The organism is Larsenimonas rhizosphaerae, from assembly GCF_026240105.1.
Lineage (GTDB): Bacteria > Pseudomonadota > Gammaproteobacteria > Pseudomonadales > Halomonadaceae > Larsenimonas > Larsenimonas rhizosphaerae.
On record NZ_JAPIVE010000003.1, the window covers coordinates 353,663 to 378,603 of the forward strand.

A 24,941-nucleotide genomic window follows, 5' to 3' on the forward strand; every position below is an offset into this window, starting at 1 on the left:
AAAGGGCGTATCTCACCCCCTTGGCAGGAGAACATAAAAGCAGCTGCCCTCATCTTTCACGGAGGTGAACCCGATTCCCCCGCCCATGCCCTCCACGAGTTCCTTGCTGATGGCAAGCCCCAGCCCGGCCCCGCCATGACGTCGCGTACTGGCACCATCCACTTGAACGAACTTCTTGAATACCATGGGTTTGAAGGCATCTGGAATGCCTGCGCCATTGTCCGTCACGCTGAGCCTGACCATGCCATCGCGTTGTTCGCTGGCAAGTTGCACGTGGCTTCCTTCAGGCGAAAAACGAATGGCATTACTCAGCAGGTTGATCAACACCTGCTTCAGGCGCGCCTCATCTGCCTTGACCAGACCGTCAAAGGAGAGCGTACATCCCAGGGTAATATGGCTCTGCCGTGCGATGATCCGGCATTCATCGAGACAGGCCTTCAGCAATGGCTCGATGGCCTGAGGTGCCAGGTCGTAATTCATCTGGCCGGCAGAAATCCGCTCCATGTCCAGAAGGTCACTGATCAGCCGCTTGAGGCGTTCACTGCTTTCATGGGCAATGCGGATCATCTCGGTCGCGGTAGAGGAAGGCAAGCTCCCCAGCACGCCTGAGTCAAGCATGCCCAGGGCCGCGCTGATGGATGTCAGTGGCGTTCTAAGTTCATGACTGACCGTTGCAATGAACTCATCCTTCATCCGCGAGGCTCTATGCTGCTCGGTGATATCAAGGATTTGAGTAATGAATTGATCCGGCGCACCGTGGGCATCGCGCAACAACGACACCTGCATCTCGGTCCAGAGCTCACTGCCATCCCGAGCATGATAGCGGCCTTCGATACGGTAATGTTGACGCGTGTTGTTCAACATTTCCTCGCGGAACGGCAGCTCGTGCTGCCAGTCTTCCACATTCATGAGAGTGCGCAGTTTCAGTGTTCTGAGTGTCTCGAGGGAATAACCGAGCAGACGGCACAGTGCGTCATTGGCATCCACGATCCACCCTTCCAGGCTGACCAGCGCCATGCCAATCGGTGCCGTTTCAAATGCCTGGGTAAATCGTTGCTGAAGCAGGGCAAGCGCGCGCTCGGACAGCACACGTGCCGTCACATCATGCATGATGGCGACAGCGCCCAGTGGCCGTCCATCGGGGCTGAAAATCGGATCGGCATTGGCAGAAACGTATCGAACCTCCTGATCGTTTCGGGCAATGACCATGGGCTCATCACGCAGCGTTTCACCGCCCAGCGCTCGTACCAGCGGAATGCGCTCAACCGACATGGGCGTGGTCGCATCCTGCTCATAGAGGTCATAGTACTGCCCCCATTCCGACTGAGGCACGGCCGTCACATCGACACCATGCCAGCGATAGGCAGCCTCATTGAATACCGTCAGCTCGCCCTGCTCGTTACAGGCCACGATCCCCGAGGAGGCAGCAGACATGACTCGCTGATACATCGCGCGTTCCGCCTCGATTTCAAGCCGGCCTTGCTGGCGAAGCGTGATATCCGACAAGAACCCGTACCAGGCCAGCGTCGTGTCATCCTTTTGAGGTGAGGCTTCTATTCGAAACCATCGCTCCTGGCCAAGGACACTCGCCCGAAAGATCACATCCACCATCGTTACACTACGACAGGACGCCAGAAACGCACGACGCACCGCACGCCGGTCTTCCGGAACCAGGTGACGAAGCAGCACGTTCACATCGTCATAGAGGTCACTGCAGGCAATGCCCAGCATCTGCTCGGCGCGCTCTCCTGCATATTGAAGGGTAAAGGCGCCGGGATGATACACCAGCTCGAAAAGAAGCCCTGGCGCGCGCTGTGAGAGCTCGGTAAAGCGTGATGCCATGCTGTAATGATTCTCGGCAAGTTGACGCAATTCGATCTGCTTGACGACCTGACGGCCAAGCCCGGTCAGTGCCTGACGCTGCATGTCGGTGAGGCATCCGGGTTTGGTATCGATCAGACACAACGTGCCAAGTGCATGCCCTGACTTCATGACAAGGGGAATACCGGCATAAAAGCGAATATTCGGCGCTTCCCTGACCAGCGGGTTATCCGCAAAACGCGGATCCAGCCTGGTGTCCTGAACTTCCAGAATCCGGTCTTTTTCCAGGATGGCAAAGCCGCAGAATGCCATGTCGCGCGGAGTTTGCGTTGCATCAAGCCCCAGACAGCTTTTAAACCACTGACGGTCACTGTCGAGCAGGGAAACGAGTGCGATGGGCTTGTCGCAAATGACGCGGGCCAGCTCGGCAATATCGTCAAACGCCTGCTCGGGAGCAGTATCCAGAATATTCAACTGCCTCAGCGCTTCGAGCCGCTGGGGCTCATCGAGCGGAAATGGCGCTGGAACATAATGAGGCGTGTGACGCATAAGGTACCCTTGATCGAGTGATGGGCTTCACGGTACTGAGCTCATTCATCGGCGGGAATCAGTCAGCGTGAACTCCATGGGTCGAGCGCGGCAGCGATAATGGAATAAACCCGACACCTCAATATAGGTATATTAATTATAAACAATACTCTAAATAATCATACAAAAGAGGCCTTCCTTGCTACATCAGAGAAAACAGGATTTCCAGCCCCCAAAACACGGCCCCGGTAATCAGCGCCATGATGAGCAGGGAAACCAGCAGGATACTTGCGGCGCGCCGCGCCGAGCAGCGCTGGACCAGGGAAATCCCCACCACACCTACCCGAGCAGCCAGCAGTACCATGATCCATTTGGCAAAGGTCAGCGCCAGCGTGGCAGGGTGCTCGACGATGGCTCCTCCGGCCATGAAGTAATCCATACCGGCAATGTTGAGCTGAACAAGCGTCGCCAGCGCCACCACGCACAGGGGCACATTGGTCCAGGTCAGGATGCTCAGCGTATCGGCCCAGTCTCCCCGTCCTTTCATGGCTCTGGACACCAGACATGTCACCCCATTGAACAGATAAAGGCCGGCTATCCCGCACAGCAGACCTCCAGGCAGACACCACACCAGAAGATACAGTGCGCCATGACGCAGCCCCAGCCCCTGAACGGCGGCCAGTTCGGTCATCAGTACAATACCAAGCACCCCTGCCAGTAACAGCCGTGTTGAAAACGCATTCCGCGACTTGAGCAAGGAGCGCAGGGTATGGCGCGGCCTGACCCATAGAGCAAGCCATGGACTACGCCTGTGATCATGCAGGGTATGAGACATAAAACGCCCTTTCAGTTAATTTGAACCATCCTTTCGACCCAGGAACCCTATCCGAGTCGAATCAAGTTTTGCTTCGACCTATACTTGTTTTTTTATTTGACGGACCTGCTCATGCCCTCCAGCCGTACGACTTCTGCGTATACACCGCTACAGCTACCGCCTCGGGCAATGCTTTCCGCCCTGTGGCGGGTAAAGTCCCTGATGACTGACAACTACGCCAACATGGTTGCTGCCAGCATCGCCTTCTACGGTTTGCTGGCCATCTTCCCGGCCATTGCTGCGCTTATTTCGATCTGGGGCCTGGTATCGGATCCCCTTGAGGTTCAGCAGCAGATCCAGGCCATGAATGGCATCGTTCCTCAGGAGGCCGTTTCGATCATCAGCCAGCAGGCCATCAAGGTCAGTACCAACCCGCAGGCCGGCATGAGCGTCACCGCCATCGGCGGGTTGCTGTTTACCCTGTACAGCGCGTCCAAGGGCGTGCGTGGCTTCATGGCCGGTCTCAACATCATTTACGGGGAGCAGGAGCATCGGGGGCTCATACACCAGGCGCTGATCAACGTGACCCTGACCCTGGGCCTGGTGCTGTCTACCATCATCACGCTGGCGGCCATCGCCCTGGTGCCGGCCATCATTGGCTACCTGCCCTTCGGCGACCTGCTGAGCTCAATCATGCTTTACGCGCGCTGGCCGCTGATGCTTATGCTGGTTCTGTTTGCCATCGCCCTGCTGTATCGCTTCGCTCCGGACCGCCGCGCTGCCCGCTGGCAATGGCTGACCCCAGGTGCACTGGCAGCCACCCTGCTGTGGCTGCTGGGATCGGCCGGTTTTTCGATTTATGTCCGTAACTTCTCGAGTTACAACGAAACCTACGGTTCTATCGGCGCCGTGGTCATTTTATTGATGTGGTTCTGGCTGTCGGCTTACATCGTGTTGCTTGGTGCCGGTATCAACAGGGAGTTCGAGCGGGAAACCAGCACGGACACCACCGTGGGTGCCGAAAGGCCCATGGGGGATCGAAAGGCTTATGCAGCGGATACCACGGCGAGTCAGGATGCGGCCGAAAAGTCGTCCGCCGGTTGAAGGATGGGAAAAACACCCTATATTAAGAAGAACATGCAGGACGCATGCCCCTCTAGATATGCAAGGAGCACGATATGTCTCACATCAAATCCGCCATTGCCGGTACTGCACTTTTAACCGCAGGCGTATTCATGATTCCGCAGGCCATGGCTGCCCAGGCGGCAACACAGGGCCTCTACAGCGCTGATGAACTCATGGATGCCCCGGTCTACCTGCAATCAGACCCGAAAAATGAAGCCGGAGAAGTTGAAAACATCCTTCTCGGCGATGACATGAGCGTTCAGGCTATTGTGATCGAGACTGGCGATATCGGTCATGACAAGAACTTTGTCATTGAAAAGGGCAAGTTCACGGTTGAAACCACTCAGGACAGCAGTCTGGAAGACACCGAATACAAGGTGACCGTGGATCTGAGCGAAGAACAGCTCAATAACCAGCCTGAGTACACCAATGACTGGTGGCAGGATGCCAAGAAGCAGGCATCCACCGCCTGGGAAAAGACCAAGAACGGCGCTGAAAGCGCATGGAAAAACACGCGGGAAGCCACATCCAACCTGCTGGATAATGCAAGCAACGCTGTCGACAAGTAACAGCGCTGTACCGCAGCAAAAAGGCCCGCATTGTGCGGGCCTTTTCAGTATCCGGCATATGCCTTACTGACGGGGCATCAGGACTCGATCCAAACGGTACAGATACCCGGTCTTGAAATGCCTTATCGGCACTGCGGACACACCATTGACGTGAAGCTGTCCCTTATCGTCGGTAACCTTCAACGACTGCCCCTGATCCGACCCCAGATCACGCTGCTCAACGGCCCTGAAAGGCGCCACCTCGCCACTGACCATATGAAGATTCAACACGTCACGAAGGCGGTCACGGTTGGCGGGTGAAAACAGTTTGGTCCGCGATGTGGCATCCAGCGCCTCAAAGGCGGCATTTGTTGGTGCAAAGACAGTAACCGGCTGCCTGTCCGTGGCATGTTTCAGCCGATCATCAAGACCCGCTTCATCCAGTGCCTTCACGAAGGTCGTATAGTCGGGTGAGCCTGAGAGCGACTGCCACAGAGGCGATACCGTGTCGGCCCGTGCCGGCCCCGTCAATGCAAGGGTGCCCAGTATCAGGGCGGTAATCCATTTACCCATGATCGTATTCCTCATCCCTGTAACCAATAGTCGTTGCTGATCGAGAACCGGTCGTGACGAAAGACACTATCCTGTTATCTGCCTCCATCATGGCTCCGGCAGCGAATCAGCTCCCATCAATCTGCCTGAAGGGCAACGCCTCCCGCGCCAGCGTCATGCGTTGCTCGACCACGGGCCTCTCGCGACTCAGAAAATCACCGACAGCCTGGTGAAACCTGCTGTCTCTCAGCCAGTGCAGCGAGCGCGTCATTACCGGCTCAAAGCCACGTACCAGCTTGTGCTCGCCCTGGGTACCCGGGTCGAAGCGGCGCAGACCGTGTGCAAGGCAATAATCAATTCCCTGATAATAACAGGCCTCGAAATGCAGGCAGTCCGCATGCACTTCGCTACCCCAGTAACGCCCATAAAGCGTGTCGACACCCTTGAGGTATAGGGCAGCTGCGATAGGCTGTCCATCAACCCGTGCCTGCATCAAGACGATATTGTCAGGAAGCGTTTTCATGAGTCGCTCAAAGAAATCGAGGCTCAGATACGGGGTTTGACCGCGCTCGAGATAGGTCATTCGATAACAGCGATAAAAATGCTCAAGACTTGCCTGCTCGAGGCTTTCCCCTTCAATCCAGTGCAGTGTAATGCCCTGTTCAGCGACCTTGCGCCGCTCACGGCGCACTTCCTTGCGTCGCTTTGATGTCAGCGTCGCCAGAAACCCCTCAAAGGTACCGTAGTCACGGTCCTGCCAGTGATACTGAATACCGAGACGAAGCAGCAGCGACGGCCAGGCGGCCTGCCAGCGAGCTGTCTCCTGCACACCAGGAAACAGAAGATGCGCGCCAGAGCGATCGGTACGCTGAAGATGATCAGCCACCAGTATGCCGGCCACCTTCGGATCAATATCCTCGGCCAGCACCAGCCGCGGCCCCTGGCTTGGCGTGTAGGGCACGGCACTCAAAAGCTTGGGGTAATAGGCCTGACCGGCCTGCTCCCAGACATCGGCCCACTGCCAGTCGAAGACATATTCGCCCCAGGAATGGTATTTGTCATAGTGCACCAGAAACCCGACCAGTCGGCCTGACTGCCACAGTGTTACATGACGAGGAACCCAGCCGGTATCCGCTGACACATCACCGCTTTGCTCCAGGGCATATAGAAAGGCGTGGCGTAAAAAGGGGTAGTCACGGTCGACCAGCAAATCCCAGCTGGCGGGCTCGATCTCGGTAACGCCCTTGATCTCACGTAGTTCGAGTGTCATAACTGTCCATCACTTTTCGTTGTAACCGGCCTTGTTGCCCATTGAGCGCGATACAGCACATGACCACACCTGCACGGCATGAATCGACCAATACCATGGCGGTCATTGCCTTTTTGCTCAGTCTTGCCTCGTTCATGGTAGCGCCTGCCTGCCTGGGAGGGGTGGTCTGTGGCCACATTGCCCGACATCAGATCCGGAAAACCGGTGAGCGCGGTGATAGCTGGGCATTGGCAGCCCTGATCATCGGTTATCTGATGCTACTGGTGTCGGTAGGTGGCTTGATTCTTTTCGGCGGTATAATGCTGACCATGTTCGGCATTGCAGCTTTTACCTGAGCCGTGCGCGCCCTACATCATAGAAGCCGTGCCTGACCATAATCCATGGCACCGCCTATGTATCATTACCTACAGGATAACTCAGGGTCAGATGCTCACATCGATACTTGATAACGATTTCTACAAGTTCACCATGCAAAATGCCGTGGTGAAATTATTTCCAAATGCTCATGCACGCTATGCATTCATCAATCGAGGCCAGCACGCCTTCCCTCCCGGCTTTGCAGAACGTCTGCGTGTGGCAGTGGATGCCATGGCCGATCTGCGCCTGACCTCCGGGGAGCGGGAATACCTCGAGGCAACCTGCCCCTATCTGGACCCGACCTACCACGACTTCCTGCAGGGGTTTCGGTATAACCCGACTGAGGTTCACATCACCCAGGAAGGCGAGTCACTCGAAGTGATCGTGGAAGGCCTCTGGTACCGCACCATCCTGTGGGAAGTACCGCTGATGGCCATGATCAGTGAGCTCTGGTACGACATGTGGGGCATGCAGCGAGCCAGCGACGACGTCATCGTCGAGCGCACGCGACACAAGATCGAGCACTATCAGCATATCGGCGTGCGCATTGCCGAATTCGGAACGCGGCGCCGTCACTCCTATGCGGTACATGACCTTGTCGTGGATGCGCTCAAGGAGTTCGGCGGCGAAAGCTTTACCGGCAGCAGCAACGTATACCTGGCCTACAAGCATGGCGTGAAACCACTGGGGACACATGCCCATGAATGGTTCATGTTTCACGCCGCCCGGTTTGGCTTCAAGATGGCCAATATTCTGGCACTTGAGCACTGGGTCAAGGTATATCGGGGAGATCTGGGCATTGCCCTGTCGGATACCTTCACGACGCCGGTTTTTTTCGAAAGCTTTGACAAGATGTTTGCCAAGCTGTTCGACGGCGTCCGTCATGACAGCGGCGACCCGATTCAGTTTGCCCAGGATACCATTGCCCACTACGAATCAATGGGCATCGATCCTCAGAGCAAGACCATCATCTTTTCCGATGGGCTGGACCCGGATAAGGTCGACAATATATCCCGCTTCTGCAAGGGCCGGATTGGCATGTCCTTCGGCATTGGCACCAACTTCACCAATGATGCCGATCTGGAGCCCATGAACATCGTCGTCAAGATGACGGCTACGCGCCCGGAAGGACGCCAGTGGATGCCGGTGGTGAAGCTGTCGGATATTCGCGCCAAGAATACCGGCGACAGTGAAATGATCAGTCTGGCCAGACGGATTCTGTCACTGGAGGACTGATCCATGAAAAGCGGCGCCTTTTGGGCGCCGCTTTCAGAATCATCAGGCCTCAGCTACCTGAAAACACCTTGTTGAACAGGTTCAGCATGACCTGCCAGGAGGCAGCATCGGCTGACGGACTGTACGCCAGGGGCAGATCAAACTTTCCAGCCTTTGCGTCCACATACGGGTTGGTAAAGGCGTGTTTTGCGTTCGGGTACTGAATGACCGTCACATTGGTATCTACTGACTGGTAGGTATCCACCAGCGACTGGAGGGCATCCTGCGTGACCATGCTGTCATCCTGACCGTTCTGAATCAGCACACGTCCGTCAAAATGTCTGGGAGTATCCACGATCTGACCCGGGCTGCCATGAAAGCTCACCACGGCCTTGAACGGCATGCCGGCCAGGGCAGCGTTCAGCACAATACCGCCTCCAAAGCAGTAGCCGATGGCGGCAATGCGTGCAGGATCCACGCCACCCTCGCCTTTCAACACTCCGATGGCTGCTTCAAGGTTGGCCTGGGCATCACTCCAGTTTTCGTTGACACCGGATGAAAACGAGGCCGCATCATCAGGGTGCTCCGCCACCTTGCCATTTCCGTACAGATCCACCGCCATGGCGACATAACCCAGGGCGGCAAGCTTTTCGACGCGCTGACGAATATAGTCGGTCTGGCCCCACCACTCATGTACTACCAGCACACCGGGCCGGTCGCCTTCGGCATTGATATCACGGGCAATAAAGCCCTTGTACTGCTCGCCGTTAACGGTATAGGTCACTTCATTGGTGTGTACATCCGGACCAATTCGCCCGAGCGCGCCTTCGGCACCATAGGTGCTGACGCTGGTCATCAATAATCCCAGTCCTGCGACCATCGCTCTCATGGTAAATACTCCTTGCCTGCCTTGTTTGCCCTGAAGGGCCGAATCGCCTGCTGCCTTCAGTGTAGATCACCCGAGTGATCCACCCAGTATTCAGACATGAAAAAGCCGGACGCTGTCCGGCTTTTTCATGTCTTGTACTCATGCCCTGTGGCGGCGCTCTACCTTGCCTTGCTTCGCCTGCTGCTGATCATTTTCACGATGCTTTACCGCCTGAATCAGGGCTTCCAGCTGATCTCGGGTCATGACCACCCGCTCAGGACGAGTATCACCCTCCCAGATCACATCCACCACCGGATGCTCCCTGCATTGATCAACCCCTACCACTGCACCAGTGCAATCACGTCGCGCATCTCGCAGCGTGGCACCAATCAGTGAAGACACCTCTTTGACATACTGTCTCATGGAACAGGCCTTGACGGTGGAGGCCGCCATCATTTTTTTAGCGTTCTTTGCCCCTGCATGGCCGTTAAAGCGGATAAAAACATGCCAGTCAGGGTTCGATACGCTTACTTCTACAGAAAAAAAACGTCAAGTCAACCAAAAGCGCGCTATGACGGCGGCAAGGCATCAGACAGATAAACAAGTGACGATACTGTTACCAGTGGCTTGAGATCCTCATCTTCGATGGCTGTATGCGACCGCTTGATCCATGCCGCCCCAAGCCCGGTATGGCGTGCGCCCTGAATATCCCAGGCATTACTCGATACCAGCCAGGTACGCGAAGGTTCGCTGTTCATTCGACGAAGCAGGTGCAGATAGACCTGCGGATCGGGCTTGAAACGCTTGATATCATCAACGCTTACCAGCTCATCAAACAGCTCAAGCAGGCCGGCATTGGCCAATACATTCTTCATGGCTGCTTCAGTGCCATTGGAAAATGCCACCAGCCGAATGCCCTGCCCTCGCAGAGAGCGGAGCCCCTCGGCAGCATCATCGTGGGCGGGCAATGCGCCATAAGCATCCATCCAGTCCTGGCGCGTTTGCTCATCTACCTCATGTCCCTGTTCTGCCAGCACGGCACGCAGGGCATCCGCGGTACAGACAGCAAAATCCACGTATCGCCCCATCAGCCCGCGACGAAAGGCAAGAGTCAACTGTCGGGCACGCCATGCGGCGCTAACGCTCTCGGCGTCATTGCCCAGTACGGGACGAAGTGTCTCGGACAGGCTGTCCGGATCAATCAGTGTCCCATAAACATCAAAGGCCAGCACATCAGGTCTGGCAGCATGAAATTCCGTTTTCATGTCAACACTCCGTTCTTGAAAAACCATGATCCTGAAGGGTAGATGCCTGTGCACAAATTAAAAAGGCGGCCCTGAGGCCGCCTTGTTGAACAGGATGACACCGGATATTTATTTCCAGGTTTTTTCCATGGCCAATGCAGTATCGAGCATGCGGTTGGAGAAGCCCCATTCGTTGTCATACCAGGCCAGGATCTTGACCAGCTTGCCGGATACACGCGTGTGATTCTGATCAAAGATCGAGGAATTGGCGTTGTGGTTGAAATCCACGGACACCAGCGGTTTGCTGTTGATTGCCAGTACCGGTGACTTGTCAGCGGCGTCCTGCAACAGCTGATTGATTTCTTCCTTCGTGGTTTCGCGCGAGGCGGTAAACGTCAGGTCCACCACGGACACATTGATAACCGGCACGCGCATCGCGAACCCGTCAAGCTTGCCATTGAGCTCCGGCAGTACCAGGCCCACCGCAGCAGCAGCGCCGGTCTTGGTCGGAATCATGGAATGAGTGGCACTACGCGCCCGGAACGGGTCGCTGTGATACACGTCTGCCAGATTCTGGTCGTTGGTATAGGCGTGAATCGTGGTCATCAGCCCGGTTTCAATTCCCACACCATCATTCAGCGCCTTGGCTACCGGCGCCAGGCAGTTGGTAGTACAGGAGGCATTGGACACGATCTTGTGGTCGGACGTCAGAGTGTCGTCATTGACGCCATATACGATGGTAGCGTCGGCATCGGGGCTGGGCGCAGAGATCAGCACGCGGCCGGCACCGGCCTGAAGGTGTTTGGATGCGGCCTCATGCTTGGTGAAAATGCCGGTGCACTCCATCACCAGATCAACCTTCAGCTCCTTCCAAGGCAGCTGGGCAGGATCACGCTCTGCCAGAATGCGGATGGCATCACCATCGACGCTAAGGCTGGCATCATCGTGAGACACATCAAAATTGAAATGGCCGTGAGTTGTATCATACTCAAGAAGATGCGCATTTAACGCCGGGTCACCCAGATCGTTGATGGCAACCACCTGAACACTGTCACGATAGCCGTTCTCATACAGGGCTCTGAGCACATTACGGCCAATCCGGCCAAAACCATTGATAGCGACACGCAAGGTCATTGCTTTTCTCCTACTGGAAACACAAATGGTAACTGCAGTTCATAACAGTGAAAGTAGTACAACTACTTAAAAAGCGCCCCTTGAGGGGATATCACCCCCTTTCGGAAGGGGTATTTTGCACCTTTTTGAATAATTACTACGTATTCTCCTCACTTTCGACCAAAAAGAGGGCGTAATCAAGTCCGCTTTTTTGCTAAATTTACAAAAATAGCTAGTCAAACTACATAACCGTGAGTCGAGGATCATCATGAACGTGCATCAAACCGTCGCCGAGGTTACCCAACGCATCGAAGATCGCAGTCAGGGTCGCCGCGCTCGTTATGAGCAGCTAATGGAACAACAACATGCCGATGGCGTTCACCGTGGTGAATTGTCCTGTGGCAACCTGGCGCACGGCTTTGCTGCCTGCGGAGCTGAAGACAAGGAGCGCCTGAAGCTGACCAACAGCGTCAATATGGCCATTGTGTCTTCCTACAATGACATGCTGTCGGCCCACCAACCGTTCAAGGATTATCCCGACATCATCAAGGCCGCCGCACGAGGCATGGGATCTACCGCCCAGTTTGCCGGGGGCGTGCCGGCCATGTGTGACGGTGTAACGCAGGGTCAGCCGGGAATGGAGCTTTCCCTGTTTTCTCGTGACATCATTGCCATGTCGACGGCCATAGCCCTGTCTCACAACATGTTTGATGGCGCACTGTATCTGGGGATATGCGACAAGATCGTACCGGGCCTGTTTATCGGTGCAGCGCGTTTCGGCCACCTGCCCGCCATCTTTGTACCGGGTGGCCCCATGCCCTCCGGTCTGCCCAACAATGAAAAAACCCGCATCCGGCAATTGTTTGCCGAAGGCAAGGTAGGTCGGGACAAGCTGCTCGAAGCAGAATCGGAGTCATATCACAGTCCGGGTACCTGCACCTTCTACGGCACGGCCAACTCGAATCAGATGATGATTGAAATGATGGGACTTCATCTGCCGGGCGCTTCCTTCGTCAACCCCAACACGCCGCTGCGTGACGCACTGACAGCCTATGCTACCGAGCAGACCATTCGTAATACGGCGGCCAATGGTACGTACCGCCCGTTTTACAAGCAGATCACGACAAAGGCCATCGTCAATGCACTGATCGGGCTCCTTGCCAGTGGTGGCTCAACCAACCACACCATGCACCTGATTGCGATGGCAGGCGCCGCCGGCATCACGCTGACATGGGATGATTTCCACGACCTTTCCAACGTCATCCCCAGCCTTACCCGCATCTACCCCAACGGCCAGGCAGACATCAATCACTTCCAGGCAGCCGGGGGCACATCCTATCTGATTCGTACCCTGCTTGATGCGGGCCTGCTGCATGCCGACGTGGAGACGGTGTTCGGCGGCACAATGGCCGATTATGTCAAGGAACCATTCCTTGAAGACGGTAAACTGGTCTGGCGTGATGGTCCCAGTGAGTCACTGGACAAGGACGTGCTGCGCAGCTGCGATAACCCGTTCGCGCCGACAGGTGGCCTCCGCGTGCTCGATGGTAACCTGGGGCGAGGCGTTATCAAGGTATCTGCCGTCAAGCCGGAGTTCCGCAAGGTTGAAGCACCCGCCCGCATTTTCAGCGACCAGGACCAGCTCAAGTCAGCCTTTGAAAACGGCGAGCTGGACCGGGACATCGTTGTAGTGGTGCGCTTCCAGGGGCCACGCGCCAACGGCATGCCCGAACTGCATAAACTGACCCCCTTCCTGGGCGTACTTCAGGACAGGGGGCACAAGGTCGCACTGGTCACTGATGGCCGTATGTCCGGTGCTTCAGGTAAAGTACCGGCAGCGATACACATTACCCCCGAAGCTCTGGATGGCGGGCCGCTTTCCAGGCTCATGGATGGTGATGTCATACGACTCGATCCGGATAACGGAGAACTGCGTGTTCTGGTCGATGACAAGGAGTGGAACGCCCGCGAACAGCAGCGTATTCCACTCAACTACCACCACCACGGCATGGGCCGCGAGCTCTTTGCCGGGCTGCGCACCATGGTAGGTGGAGCCGAGGAAGGTGCCTGCAATTTCGGCGGCTTCGGGGATCTTGAAGGAGATAATGAATGACACGCCCAGCTCTGGTCGGCGATATCGGTGGAACCAATGCACGTTTTGCATTGGTTACCCCGGGCAGCTTTGACCTGCACGACATAGAAACACTGCCGTGCGCCGACCATGCCAACCTGGACGATGCCGTCAGGGCATATCTGGACATGGTAGGCAGCGATGCACCCAGAGAGGCCTGCCTGGCCTTTGCGTGCCCGGTTCACGATGACGTGGTCAAGATGACCAACAACCCGTGGCGCTTCAGCAAGAAAGCCATGAAGGAAGCACTTGGCCTGGATAACTTCAAGGCCATCAATGACTTTACCGCCATGGCGCTGGGGCTGCCGCATATCCCGGAAGAGGATCTGGTCCAGATCGGTGGCGGCCACAGCGAAAGCGGCCGGGCCCGACTGGTCATCGGCCCGGGTACCGGACTCGGCGTTGCCGGCCTGGCTCCCAGTCAGCGCTACTGGATTCCACTGTCGGCAGAAGGTGGCCACACAAGCTTTGCACCGACCAACGAGTTCGAAATAAAGCTGCTGTGCTGGTTCCAGGGCCAATACGGTCGTGTGTCCATCGAGCGTATTCTCTGCGGCCAGGGGCTGCTGGATCTGTACCGCGCCCTGTGTGAATTTTCCGGCATGCCGGCCATGCTAGAAAGTCCTGCGGCCGTTACGGACGCTGCACGCGAGAACAATGAACAGGCTCATGGCGCGGTCATGCTGTTCTGCAAGATTCTGGGGGATGCCACGGGTGATGCCGCACTGACCCTGGGGGCTCGTGGCGGGGTATACATGTGTGGCGGCATTCTGCCGCGGATTCTCGATTTTCTGCAGCAAAGTGATTTCCGCAAGGCCTTTGCGGACAAGGGGCGTATGGGTCACTATACCGACAGCATCGCTACCTGGGTGGTCAAGGCAAAATGGACCGGACTCCTGGGTGCCGCTGAAGCCCTGCACAACGAGGAGGTCTCATGAGCGACGCGTTATGCACGCTCGTGGAAGCCACACACGGTCAGCGCGACGCTGACTGGTGTGGTCGCAAGGTACTGGTCATCAACGAAGGCTGGGGCAGTCTGGTTATCGCCTACCAGGGCGCACAACTGCTGCATTTTGCCCCGCATGGTCAACAGGGATGGCTGTGGACTACCCCCACACCCAAAGAGGCGCCTGACGCCATCAGGGGGGGCATCCCCCTGTGCTGGCCCTGGTTCGGAGACGCCGACGGCCATGAGGGGCCTGCCCATGGAACAGCCAGAACGGCGCCGTGGCGAATTGATGCCGTCGATGAGCATCAGGAAGGTGTGGAAGTACACCTTTCTCCGGAACAGCGACTGGACCCGCAACTCACGCCACGAGTGGTCATCCAGGCCAACGCCCAGCGGCTCAATATCGAGCTGATTACAGAACACACCGGGGACACACCGGTAAGCTTTACTCAGGCGCTGCACACCTACCTGGCAGTGGATCAAAGCTTTGAATGCCGGATCAGCGGCCTCGCCGGTGCGCGCTACCTTGACAAGCTTGACGGCCTGCGCGAGAAGGACCAGCAGGGTGAGCTGGGCATCCGCGGCGCCCTCGACCGTATTTATCATTCCAGCCGCCCCCTGCTTCTCGAGTCCGGCAACACGACACGTCGACTGGCCAAGCAGGGCAGCGATTCGAGCGTTATCTGGCACCCGGGAAGCGCCCTTCCCGGTGACGTTCCTGCCGAACAGGCCCAACGCTTTGTCTGTATCGAGGCCGCCTGTACCCAGCTTGACCGCGTCTGGCTGGCACCGGGCAGCCACCATCTTCTGGCTCAGCACCTGTCACTGGAGACCCGGGACTCATGAGCGCCATGCCCCCCTTCGTAATCAGCCTCCGTCAGCTGGAGCATTACGATAGCCTGCTGAATACCCATGCCCTGGCCGACTGGATCGAAGCACGTCTGGACGAGGGGCTCGACTGGTTCTGCCTGTCGGATATCTATGGCGATGGCGAGCATGAACGTCGCTTCGGCGAGGCTCTTGCAAGCCGCCCTGCTCTGGCATCACGTGTGCATGTCATGGCCAAGATCGGCATTGTGCCTGCGCACATGGACCCGTCGGGACGCCATATCAAGCACTACAACACCACGCCCGACTACCTGACCAGTGCAGTGGAAGAGCGTCTTTCGCGGCTTAATCTTGAACAGATCGAACTGCTGCACCTGCACCGCCCCGACCCGCTGATGAGCTATACCGAGGTTGGCCGCACGCTGGACAGCATTATCGACCAGGGCAAGGTTGCACGACTGGGAGTCTCCCACTTTCTGCCCTCCCAGTGGCGCCGCCTGCAGGCTGCAATGACCCACAGCCTGACATCTGCAGAAATAGAGCTTTCCATACCCCGAAGCGCACCGTTGTTCGATGGGTTGTGGGACTCCCTGTGCCTTGACGGCCTGGCCCCCATGGCATGCTCGCCCCTGTGTGGCGGGCGCCTGTTCGAAAGTCTGCTGGGCAAGGTCATCAGCGAAAGCGCGCAGGAGCTCAACGTACAACCGGCCAACATCCCCATGGCCTGGCTCAACACCCTCCCGCATGCCCCAACTCCCGTTGTGGGCAGCCTCAAGGCCACCAACCTGCAAACCCTGCTTGAGCACAGCACGTTGACACTTGAGCGGACACGCTGGTTTGCCCTTCTGGAAGCAGCACGCGCCTACCGCGTATTCTGATTCTGACCACCGGCAGCGGATCTCCCTGATACCGGGATCAAAAAAAAGCCCGTCGACCAGGTCGACGGGCGAAGCAACAGCCGAGGCTGTCGAGAGAGAGAAGGTACTGACGCCCTAGTGGCGCTTCAGAAATTCCGACGTTTCCAGAGCCAGCTTGCGAATGCCGTCCCAGTCTTCGTTTTCAATCATTTCCTTCGGCATGATCCACGACCCGCCCACGCACATGACGTTGCGAAGCTTCAGGTAATTGCCGGCATTATCCGGAGTAATTCCTCCGGTCGGACAAAACTGTACGTCACGAAGCGGACCCGCCAGAGCCTTGAGCGCCGGCACACCACCGCTGGCTTCGGCCGGGAAGAACTTGAACCGGCGATAGCCATACTGCCAGCCGTTCAAAAGTTCGGTCGCTGTGCTGATACCCGGCAGAAGCGGGACCGGGCTGTTGATGCCATATTCAAACAGACGATTGGTGGTTCCAGGCGTTACCACAAAATCAACACCGGCATCTTCTGCCAGACGATACTGCTCGGGGGTAAGCACCGTGCCTGCACCGATGCTGGCTTCCGGCAAGGCATCACGCAGACGATGCAGCGCTTCCAGAGCGCAGTCAGTCCGCAGCGTCACTTCCAGCACCGGGAGACCGCCTTCATACAGTGCACGGCACAGCGGAACAGCGTCTTCGATGCGATTGATGGTCAGCACCGGGATAACTTCACAGCGCTGACAGATGCTGTCAATTTCCGCTGTACGGCTGGCTGGCAGCTGCTTGTCGATGGTCATATACATGTACTCCTGTAATCAGCGCAAGGGGGATCAGGGCGCCCAGTAAAGCGACAAGGCCTGGCTCATGAAAGCACGGATCGGCAATGCCTTCACATCGTTACCACCAAAAGCATCAGCAAACACTGACCGCTTTTCATCACCGGTAACATGAAGAAAATGGCGACGAGCATTACTCAGCGCACTGGCGCTAAAGGAAATGCGCGCCTGGGGCACACTTGGCGAACGAACAGCCAGCAAGAGCTTATCGGTTTCAAGACCGTACGCGAGCTGAGGACTATCGGGAAACAGCGAGGCCGTATGGCCGTCACCGCCCATCCCCAGCACCACAACGCTGGCCGGCCAGGAAAGCTGCGCCATCTGAGCTTCAAGCGTGCTCACACCCTCTTCAGGGGAGTCGGCCTGGTTCACCAACGGATGGAATACGGCAGCACTGGCTTCCTGCGCGATGAGGTGCTGCTTCACCAGCCGAGTATTACTGTCCTGACTGTCCTCACCAACCCACCGCTCATCTGCGAGGGTAACATCTACCCGCGCCCAGTCCAGATGCTGACGTGAGAGCGCCTTGAAAAAAGGCACCGGCGTGGAACCACCCGATACGATCAGGGTAGCACGTGCCTGCTCGACCAGATCCTCCCGAAGGGCTGCCGCGACAGCTTCCGCCAGCGAGCATGCAAGGACTTCACGTGCGTCGGAGGCGGTGTAATCAGTAGTCTTCATACCAGGAGAATCCGTCCTTGGTGATCATTGCAATGGAAGATACCGGGCCCCATGACCCTGCCGGATAGCGCTTGGGCGGTACGTCACGTGCCTGCCAGCCTTCGATCAGGGTATCAACCCAGCGCCAGGCAAACTCGATCTCGTCACGACGCACAAACAGGTACTGCTGCCCCTTCATCACTTCCAGCAGCAGCCGCTCATAGGCATCGGGGATACGCGCCTTGGGAAACGCCTTGTGGAAATCAAGGTGCAGGGGCCCCTGACGCAGCCGCATTCCCTTGTCCAGACCACTGTCCTTGGTCAGTACCTGCAGGGCAATACCTTCTTCCGGCTGCAGCTTGATCACCAGCTTGTTGGCTGCCAGAGAGCGCTGGTCAGGATCAAAGATATAGTGCGGTTGCTGACGGAAGTGAATCACGATCTGGGACAGTTTTTCAGGCATCCGCTTGCCGGTACGCAAATAAAACGGAACCCCTGCCCAGCGCCAGTTGGAGACTTCGGTCTTGAACGCCACAAAGGTTTCAGTGCGGCTTTCGGTGTTGGCATCTTCCTCATCAAGATACCCCGGTACCTGCTTGCCGCCTACGGAACCTGCAATATACTGCCCCCGCACGACGTCGGTATTGAGCATATCGCCCTCGATCGGGCGCAGCGCCTTGAGTACCTTGACCTTCTCGTCACGAATGCTGTCAGCATCCAGATTGGACGGCGGATCCATGGCAATCATGCACAACAGCTGCATCAAATGGTTTTGAACCATGTCGCGGAGCTGACCGGCCTGATCGAAATACCCCCAGCGCCCTTCGATGCCGACCGTCTCAGCCACGGTGATTTCAACGTGCGAAACCTTGCTTTGGTTCCACTGATCCCCGAATAGTGGATTGGCAAACCGAAGGGCCAGAAGGTTCTGTACGGTTTCCTTGCCAAGGTAGTGGTCGATTCGATAGATACTGGTCTCATCGAATACGGCACCGATGGCATCATTGATTTCGATCGACGTTTCAAGGTCATAGCCGATCGGCTTCTCGACAACCACGCGACTGTGTTCATCCAGACAGCCCGATGATTCCAGGTGTTGACAGATATCACCGTAAAGGCTTGCCGGCACCGATAGATACACCACCAGCGGGCGGGAGCTGTCCTTGCGCCAGTCGGCAATTTTCGAGTAGCCGTCAACGGTCGTGAAATCGACCTGGGCATACTCCAGCCGGGCCACGAAACGCTCCATGCTTTCTTCGGTGCGTTCGGAAGCATCGACACGGCTTTCCAGCGCATCGCGTACGCGCGCGCGATAGGCCTCTGCCTCATAATCCTGACGAGCCAGGCCGAGAATGCGTGCGTCGTCGGCCAAAAGTCCTTCGCGATCAAGGTGATACATCGCCACATAGAGCTTGCGAAGGGCCAGGTCACCAAGCGCACCAAACAGGGCGAGGTCGACTGACGGGGTCTGTTCAGACATGCGACGCTCCCTTCCGACTGGTTAAATTACGCGCAACGTTAGCCATATCACAGAGTCCTCGCAACTATTTTTCGTAAACTTACTAAAAAACCGGCCGACTAAGCGGTCTCATTGGCTTAAACAGAATCAAGAAGATAGCATGCGGGTATTGCGTAGTAATTTCACCACAAAAACATGCACAACTATCCATCTCCTCATGCATTTGACACAGCGAGATTTGCGGTGGCCCACGACCTTATATCCAAAATCCGGCTTCGTCTGGACTCCCTGAACCGTTCCGAGCGCAAGGTGGCCGATGTCATTCTGACCGACCCGGACGCCGCAACGGGCATGAGTATTGCCACTTTGGCACAACAGGCCAGTGTCAGCGAGCCTACGGTGAACCGGTTCTGCCGCAACTTTGAAACCCGCGGCTATCCCGACTTCAAGATAAAACTGGCACAAAGCCTGGCGGGTGGCACGCCCTATGTCACCCGAAGCGTCGAACATGATGACGATACGGCGGCCTATGCGCGAAAAATCTTTGGTGCCAATATCGCGGCTCTGGATGAAGCCTGCCGATCACTGGACCCCAAGATCATCGAGCGGGCCGTGGACTATCTGATTCAGGCCAAACAGATCAGTTTCTTTGGTCTTGGCGCGTCGGGCCCGGTGGCCTTTGATGCTCAGCACAAGTTCTTCCGCTTCAATCTGCCCGTGGTCGCGTATGATGACGTATTGATGCAGCGCATGGTAGCGGCAGCATCCCGCACCGGTGACGTTATCTTCATCATTTCCAATACGGGCCGAACCTGTGACCTCGTGGAAATCGCTACGCAGGCCCGCTCCCACGGCGCCACGGTCCTTGGCATTACCGCCGCCGACTCACCACTGGCTCGACAGTGCACGGAAAGCCTGGCCGTCATCAGCGCTGAAGATACCGATCACTACATGCCCATGACGTCACGCATGATTCACCTGGCTCTTATCGATGTACTGGCCACCGGCGTCACACTGCGTCGCGGACCGGACTTCCTGCCTCATCTCAAGCGCATCAAGGACAGTCTGAAGCCGACCCGCTTTCCTGTCGAGTAACGCCATGACATGGCGCGGTGTGCTGATCACGACGAAGGTCTAACGGCAAGACTTTGCCTTCGTTACCTATTTTGAAGCTTAATGCACACCCAAGGTCTTATCGCCAACTGTCTGTAATCCTGCATGGCCGACACACCCTGCCGGCCATGCACCCACGTTCAGCTCCGAACCAGACCGCATGTATATCCGTATCCTCACACCACATCCTGACGACCTCAAGGGCGTCGACAAGGAGACACGTCATGTCTGATACCTCCGGTCCGGAGCAGACCAGAAAACCCGATGCCGTTGCCCACGCTGATATCGTACCCATGGTCTGGTTCAGCTGTGCACTGGCCGCCCTCGCCGGCCTGCTGTTTGGCATGGACATTGGCGTCATTTCCGGTGCACTTCCCTTCATCAAGCAGGAATTTCACCTGAGCACCGCCATGGAGGGCTGGATTGTCAGCTCAATGATGGTAGGCGCCGCCGTGGGCGCCTTCTTTGCAGGCGGAATTTCACAGCGGTTTGGCCGGCGCAAGGCACTGCTTTACAGCTCCCTGCTGTTTTTCATCGGCGCCCTTGTCGCCGTCGTGGCCACCAGCACAGCAATCCTTGTGGTAGCGCGAATCCTGCTGGGTCTCGCCGTCGGGGTCGCCTCCTTTACCGCCCCCCTGTACCTCTCCGAGATTGCCCCTGAACGCATTCGCGGCACGACCATCTCGTTTTATCAGCTGATGGTCACCGTCGGCATTCTGGCTGCCTTTGTATCAAACCTGGCCTTCAGCTACATCGAAAGCTGGCGCTGGATGTTTGGTGTTCTGATGATCCCGGCGGGCATGCTGTTTGCCGGCGTACTGATGGTACCCAACAGCCCTCGCTGGCTGGCCACGCGCGACCGTTTTGATGATGCCAGAAACGTCCTCAACCGGCTGCGCAGCAGCCGCGAGGAAATCGATTATGAAATGCGTGAAATTCGCGAGAGTATCGAGCAGAAGGAACAGAGCCGAGGCTGGGGCATGTTCAAGGAAAACGCCAACTTTCGCCGTTCGGTACTGCTGGGGGTCAGCCTTCAGATCGTGCAGCAGTTCACCGGCATGAACGCGATCATGTACTTCGCCCCCCAGATCTTTCAGGCATCCGGATTCGAAGGCACGGCGGCACAGCTCTGGAGCACAGTGGCCACCGGGCTGGTCAATGTACTGGCGACCTTCATTGCCATCGGCTTCGTTGATCGGCTCGGGCGCAAGCCGATCCTGTATGCCGGGTTCACCATCATGGCCGTCAGCATGGCCGTACTGGCCACCATCCTGCACATCGGCCCGGACACCTCCGCACTCCAGTACACTGCCATGGGCGCCGTCCTGGTGTTTGTCGCCGGATTTGCCATGTCTGCCGGCCCACTGATCTGGACCCTGTGCGCTGAAATCCAGCCCCTGCGCGGACGTGACTTCGGTATCAGTGCCTCAACGGTCTCCAACTGGGTTGGTAACTGGATAGTGGGGCAGTTCTTCCCGCTGATGCTGGTCGGCATTGGAGGCACCATGACCTTCGGGATTCTCGCCGCGCTGAACCTGCTGTTTATCGTGTTCACGTTCATGCTGATCCCTGAAACCAAGGGCATTTCCCTGGAAAAAATCGAGAAAAACCTGATGGGCGGCAAGGCATTGCGCGATATCGGTACTTGAGCCCTCCGTCAGACTGTCATGAAAAAACCCGGCATTCGCCGGGTTTTTTGTTGCACACGTTAATTGATCGATCCCTCAGGGATGAAATATCTGCAGATTGAAGCTTTCAGGGGTGACAGGCTTGCCTGTTTCCAGCGATTTGAAATGAAGCACAAACCCGCGCCACGCCTTGTATTTACCGGCACCGCTATAGGCATCGATATAATCAATACCGGCAGATACCACATCATGATCATCAACGGTGACCGTCAGAACCGGGTCCCGAAACTCATACTCGCCCTGGTCAAACGACAGCTCGACCTGACCTGTCTTGCGAGCCTTGTTATTCGGGAAGAAGTCGACCCCGGGCGCCTTTTCATCACCCTGGCGCCACTTGACGAACTGGGGCACACCGGTAAGCGCAGTATGAACCTTGCCCGCCTTTGTCTGCTGCGGTGAACGCCCGGTCAGTCCCGGCAGATTTTCGTTGACCTGATACTCGTCCCACAGAATCGCCGGCTTTTTATCCTTGTCGTTTTTCGCACCCGCCTTAGCTCTGGCAGCAAAACGCAGCTTGCCCTTCCACACCCCATCGCTGGTCAGCTCGGGGTCGGTATCGAATTCGATATCGCCCTTGTGCCCTGAATGACGAAGCACAATAGGATGGGCTCGCTTGTGAGCACTGGCATAACTGCCCTGAATGATAAAGGGAGTGTCTCCTTGCCAAGCGTCCGTTTCCGCCTTGATACCCCCAGGCGTCATTCTGAGCGCCGACCCCGTGGAAGACCGAACCAGCACCGCCGTACCGTTGGTCGATACGCCCCCCATGGCCTTGTTGTGCTGATCGCCACTGAAGACATCCTTCCAGCCATAGACCATGGTATTGGCACTGGCGAAACAGCCAATGATCTGCTGCTTCATGGTAGAGCGTACGGCTGGCCAGTCGGACTTCCCTCCGTTGCGCTTCTCCCACCAGTTTCCGATGAAGTTACAGCCATGAATGACCTGAGCCACGATCGCATCGCCCTTGACTGCTTCGAAGATGTTGTCCTGAAAGGTAGCGCCATAGAGCTCCTTGTCGAACACCACACAGTTCGTGACGTAATTGAATTCGTTGCCTGTCAGTCGGACGGTAGTCGAGGACATCCCCCCCTTGTCCTTGACGTGCAGGCCGTATTCACATGCAACAAAGGCACATTGCAGGATGTTGAAATTGACAATTCCCTTGTCAACTTCAATGGCCTTGCCAAGCGAGGTGAAAAGGTTATTGCGCAGGGTGGTGTTGTAGCCATAACAGTTCAGTGCCACGGCGGAACTCTTCTTGCTCTGACCATTGAAGGTCAACGAGGCAATTTCAGGCCCCGTCTTGATAAACATCGGCCCTTTAAGATCATAATGAGGGATGAGACACGCCTCATCATCGCCGCCGCCACTGCGTGTCCGCCCCGGGCCCATCATGCTTTTGCCCAGAAGGTCTACCGTTTGAGCAATACGATACACGCCCGGCGGCACCTGCAGGGTACGCGCCCATTGAGACCGTGCTGCCTTGGCAAAGGCTGCAGAGCTGTCGCGACGACCGGACGGATCCGCTCCCCAGTACAGCACATTGGCCCGAGCCAGCGAATCCACGGCCTCGGACCGTTCACCACCGCCGGAGGCAGCCTGCACCCTGGGGGCCATTACACTCCCCACGACTACAGCAGGCAACAGTGTGAGTGAGCCACGCAAGAACGCGCGGCGCTTTCCTTCATCCCTGGGCAATGTCATCTATGGCTCCTGCCAGTCAAATAAACTGAAACGCCCCCGACGGGGCTGTATATGCTTCATCCTGCGGCAAGCGGCACGTCGTAACCATGCCTGGTCGCGCATTTACCGGCGTCGACGGGTATGGAGAACTACCACCAGCCCGATTACACTAACGCCCCTTCGCTGACCCGACCACGACGACCCACCATGACCCTGAACGTAGCTGACAACGACAATACCCTTGCCGAAGTATACATTCTGGACTGGCGGGGATGGCTCCCGGGCAGCAGCGCCCAGGCACCCGGACTTTCCACCGAAGCCAACCCGACCGCCGCCGACATACCGGCCATGCTGCGCCGACGGCTGACACCGGTAGGACGCGCGCTCTGCAGCATGCTGTGTGAGCTCGATGTTGCACGCCACAACATACCCATCATACATGCCTCGCAGCATGGTGACGGCCAACGGCCTCTTGATATGCTGGACGCCATTGCTGCAGGCGACCCGGTATCACCCGCCCGCTTCAGCCTGTCCGTACACAATGCGCTGGTCGGTGTGTATTCGATTGCATCGAACCATCAGGGTTCCATTGCCGCCATAGCGGCCGGCGGTGATGAATGGGCAGCGCTGCTGTCCGAGGCGAGGGGGTATCTGGCAGAGGGCTGGCACCAGGTCGCGCTGGTGTGGAGCGACAGCACCGTTCCTGCCCGGTATCGCGCAGCAGAACGAAGCGCAGAAGCACCATCGGCACTGGCGCTGACCCTGAGCCTTGATGCTTCACCTACGGCTCGCCCGGTTTCATCCTTCTCGGCACGACCATCAAACGCTGTTCGAGATCAGCCCGAATATCTTGTCCATCAATTGATGACGTCCTGAAGAGCCCTGTTTTTCAAGGGATGCTTGTCGCCCTTTCTCATGACAAAATATGGCCTGTTCCCACTGCAATACATGTCATTTAACTGCCAGCCCAGGCCGCTGATAAAAAGGATCCTGTATGTCGGACACCCCGCTGACGCCTCTGGAGCATGAGCTTGCCGAGCTGATTATCAACACGCTCGAGCTCGAAGACGTTACCAGTAATGATATTGACCCGGATGACCCGCTGTTCGGCGAAGGACTGGGACTTGATTCCATCGACGCCCTCGAGCTGGGGCTGGCGCTTCAGAAACACTACGGCATCAAGCTGGACAGTGATGCAGAAGACAATCAGACCCACTTTGCAAGCCTTCGCCATCTGGCTGCACTCGTTGAGGCTCGTCGAGAAAAATAGGCCCT

General features: G+C 57.0%; 24 protein-coding genes. 12 read left to right on the forward strand and 12 right to left on the reverse strand.

All coding sequences use genetic code 11. From position 1 onward, the window contains the following. Window positions 1-12: 12 nt before the first annotated feature. Both OQ287_RS11725 and OQ287_RS11730 read right to left on the reverse strand, forming a co-directional pair. A complete protein-coding gene (locus OQ287_RS11725) occupies window positions 13-2,370 on the reverse strand; it encodes a PAS domain S-box protein (RefSeq protein WP_250939030.1) in 2,358 nt (785 codons plus the stop codon). A 181-nt stretch (window positions 2,371-2,551) separates the two neighbouring features. Next, window positions 2,552-3,184: a YIP1 family protein gene (locus OQ287_RS11730; RefSeq protein ID WP_250939028.1), complete on the reverse strand. Its 633-nt coding sequence runs from the start codon at window positions 3,182-3,184 to the stop codon at window positions 2,552-2,554. A gap of 111 nt (window positions 3,185-3,295) precedes the next feature. Between OQ287_RS11730 and OQ287_RS11735 the strand changes: the two genes are divergently transcribed. Continuing rightward, window positions 3,296-4,267 carry a YihY/virulence factor BrkB family protein gene (locus OQ287_RS11735; protein WP_250939026.1) on the forward strand — a complete coding sequence of 324 codons (972 nt, stop codon included), beginning with the start codon at window positions 3,296-3,298 and terminating at the stop codon, window positions 4,265-4,267. A 74-nt stretch (window positions 4,268-4,341) separates the two neighbouring features. Beyond that, window positions 4,342-4,857, forward strand: coding sequence for a PRC-barrel domain containing protein (locus OQ287_RS11740; protein WP_250939024.1), 516 nt, complete (start codon window positions 4,342-4,344; stop codon window positions 4,855-4,857). Between the two features lie 63 nt (window positions 4,858-4,920). Here the strand turns inward: OQ287_RS11740 and OQ287_RS11745 are convergent, their stop codons facing one another. Together OQ287_RS11745 and OQ287_RS11750 are read right to left on the reverse strand one after the other, a co-directional pair. After that, on the reverse strand, window positions 4,921-5,409 hold the full coding sequence (locus OQ287_RS11745) for a fasciclin domain-containing protein (RefSeq protein ID WP_250939022.1): 489 nt from the start codon (window positions 5,407-5,409) through the stop codon (window positions 4,921-4,923). Window positions 5,410-5,515: 106 nt separating this feature from the next. Beyond that, complete coding sequence (locus OQ287_RS11750) at window positions 5,516-6,658, reverse strand: GNAT family N-acetyltransferase (RefSeq protein WP_250939020.1); 1,143 nt, start codon at window positions 6,656-6,658, stop codon at window positions 5,516-5,518. Window positions 6,659-6,717: 59 nt separating this feature from the next. Here OQ287_RS11750 and OQ287_RS11755 point away from each other — a divergent pair, with 59 nt between their 5' ends. Together OQ287_RS11755 and pncB are read left to right on the forward strand one after the other, a co-directional pair. Then, a complete protein-coding gene (locus OQ287_RS11755) occupies window positions 6,718-6,993 on the forward strand; it encodes a DUF4190 domain-containing protein (RefSeq protein WP_250939018.1) in 276 nt (91 codons plus the stop codon). A gap of 91 nt (window positions 6,994-7,084) precedes the next feature. Further along, window positions 7,085-8,251, forward strand: coding sequence for a nicotinate phosphoribosyltransferase (gene pncB, locus OQ287_RS11760; protein WP_265896554.1), 1,167 nt, complete (start codon window positions 7,085-7,087; stop codon window positions 8,249-8,251). Window positions 8,252-8,300: 49 nt separating this feature from the next. Here pncB and OQ287_RS11765 read toward each other — a convergent pair whose 3' ends face one another. From OQ287_RS11765 to gap, 4 genes are all read right to left on the reverse strand, one after another. After that, window positions 8,301-9,119, reverse strand: a complete 819-nt coding sequence (locus OQ287_RS11765; protein ID WP_250939014.1) for a dienelactone hydrolase family protein — start codon at window positions 9,117-9,119, stop codon at window positions 8,301-8,303. 138 nt (window positions 9,120-9,257) lie between these two features. Continuing rightward, window positions 9,258-9,521: a hypothetical protein gene (locus OQ287_RS11770; protein ID WP_250939012.1), complete on the reverse strand. Its 264-nt coding sequence runs from the start codon at window positions 9,519-9,521 to the stop codon at window positions 9,258-9,260. A 146-nt stretch (window positions 9,522-9,667) separates the two neighbouring features. Next, entirely contained in the window at window positions 9,668-10,363 is a 696-nt protein-coding gene (locus OQ287_RS11775) for a haloacid dehalogenase type II (protein ID WP_250939010.1), read from the reverse strand. A gap of 108 nt (window positions 10,364-10,471) precedes the next feature. Then, window positions 10,472-11,476 (reverse strand): type I glyceraldehyde-3-phosphate dehydrogenase, encoded by a 1,005-nt coding sequence (gene gap / locus OQ287_RS11780; RefSeq protein ID WP_250939009.1) that lies wholly within the window; start codon window positions 11,474-11,476, stop codon window positions 10,472-10,474. 247 nt (window positions 11,477-11,723) lie between these two features. On the opposite strand from gap, the gene edd reads away from it, so the two are divergent. From edd to OQ287_RS11800, 4 genes are read left to right on the forward strand one after another with little or no spacing between them, the layout of a single operon-like run. Further along, window positions 11,724-13,568 (forward strand): phosphogluconate dehydratase, encoded by a 1,845-nt coding sequence (gene edd, locus OQ287_RS11785; RefSeq protein WP_265896555.1) that lies wholly within the window; start codon window positions 11,724-11,726, stop codon window positions 13,566-13,568. After that, window positions 13,565-14,524 (forward strand): glucokinase, encoded by a 960-nt coding sequence (gene glk / locus OQ287_RS11790; protein ID WP_250939005.1) that lies wholly within the window; start codon window positions 13,565-13,567, stop codon window positions 14,522-14,524. Before edd ends, glk begins: the two co-directional genes overlap by 4 nt. Then, window positions 14,521-15,381 (forward strand): D-hexose-6-phosphate mutarotase, encoded by an 861-nt coding sequence (locus OQ287_RS11795; RefSeq protein WP_265896556.1) that lies wholly within the window; start codon window positions 14,521-14,523, stop codon window positions 15,379-15,381. Before glk ends, OQ287_RS11795 begins: the two co-directional genes overlap by 4 nt. Further along, entirely contained in the window at window positions 15,378-16,241 is an 864-nt protein-coding gene (locus OQ287_RS11800; protein ID WP_250939001.1) for an aldo/keto reductase, read from the forward strand. Before OQ287_RS11795 ends, OQ287_RS11800 begins: the two co-directional genes overlap by 4 nt. Before the next feature lie 114 nt (window positions 16,242-16,355). Here OQ287_RS11800 and OQ287_RS11805 read toward each other — a convergent pair whose 3' ends face one another. Genes OQ287_RS11805 through zwf form a run of 3 tightly spaced genes read right to left on the reverse strand, consistent with a single transcriptional unit; the run spans window position 16,356 to window position 19,200 of the window. Then, window positions 16,356-17,021, reverse strand: coding sequence for a bifunctional 4-hydroxy-2-oxoglutarate aldolase/2-dehydro-3-deoxy-phosphogluconate aldolase (locus OQ287_RS11805; protein ID WP_250938999.1), 666 nt, complete (start codon window positions 17,019-17,021; stop codon window positions 16,356-16,358). 33 nt (window positions 17,022-17,054) lie between these two features. Next, window positions 17,055-17,741: a 6-phosphogluconolactonase gene (gene pgl / locus OQ287_RS11810; protein WP_265896557.1), complete on the reverse strand. Its 687-nt coding sequence runs from the start codon at window positions 17,739-17,741 to the stop codon at window positions 17,055-17,057. Continuing rightward, the gene (zwf, locus tag OQ287_RS11815) at window positions 17,728-19,200 is read right to left on the reverse strand and encodes a glucose-6-phosphate dehydrogenase (RefSeq protein ID WP_250938995.1); all 1,473 of its coding nucleotides are present in this window, start codon (window positions 19,198-19,200) and stop codon (window positions 17,728-17,730) included. The genes pgl and zwf overlap by 14 nt, the downstream gene beginning before the upstream one ends. Window positions 19,201-19,422: 222 nt before the next feature. On the opposite strand from zwf, the gene hexR reads away from it, so the two are divergent. Together hexR and OQ287_RS11825 are read left to right on the forward strand one after the other, a co-directional pair. After that, window positions 19,423-20,274 carry a transcriptional regulator HexR gene (hexR, locus tag OQ287_RS11820; protein WP_265896559.1) on the forward strand — a complete coding sequence of 284 codons (852 nt, stop codon included), beginning with the start codon at window positions 19,423-19,425 and terminating at the stop codon, window positions 20,272-20,274. Window positions 20,275-20,516: 242 nt separating this feature from the next. Further along, window positions 20,517-21,941 carry a sugar porter family MFS transporter gene (locus OQ287_RS11825; RefSeq protein ID WP_284732797.1) on the forward strand — a complete coding sequence of 475 codons (1,425 nt, stop codon included), beginning with the start codon at window positions 20,517-20,519 and terminating at the stop codon, window positions 21,939-21,941. 75 nt (window positions 21,942-22,016) lie between these two features. Here the strand turns inward: OQ287_RS11825 and OQ287_RS11830 are convergent, their stop codons facing one another. Then, window positions 22,017-23,687, reverse strand: a complete 1,671-nt coding sequence (locus OQ287_RS11830; protein WP_265896560.1) for a hypothetical protein — start codon at window positions 23,685-23,687, stop codon at window positions 22,017-22,019. Between the two features lie 186 nt (window positions 23,688-23,873). On the opposite strand from OQ287_RS11830, the gene OQ287_RS11835 reads away from it, so the two are divergent. Continuing rightward, on the forward strand, window positions 23,874-24,542 hold the full coding sequence (locus tag OQ287_RS11835; RefSeq protein ID WP_250938989.1) for a beta-ketoacyl synthase chain length factor: 669 nt from the start codon (window positions 23,874-23,876) through the stop codon (window positions 24,540-24,542). A gap of 118 nt (window positions 24,543-24,660) precedes the next feature. Beyond that, on the forward strand, window positions 24,661-24,936 hold the full coding sequence (locus tag OQ287_RS11840) for a phosphopantetheine-binding protein (RefSeq protein ID WP_250938987.1): 276 nt from the start codon (window positions 24,661-24,663) through the stop codon (window positions 24,934-24,936). The last annotated feature ends 5 nt before the right edge of the window (window positions 24,937-24,941 follow it).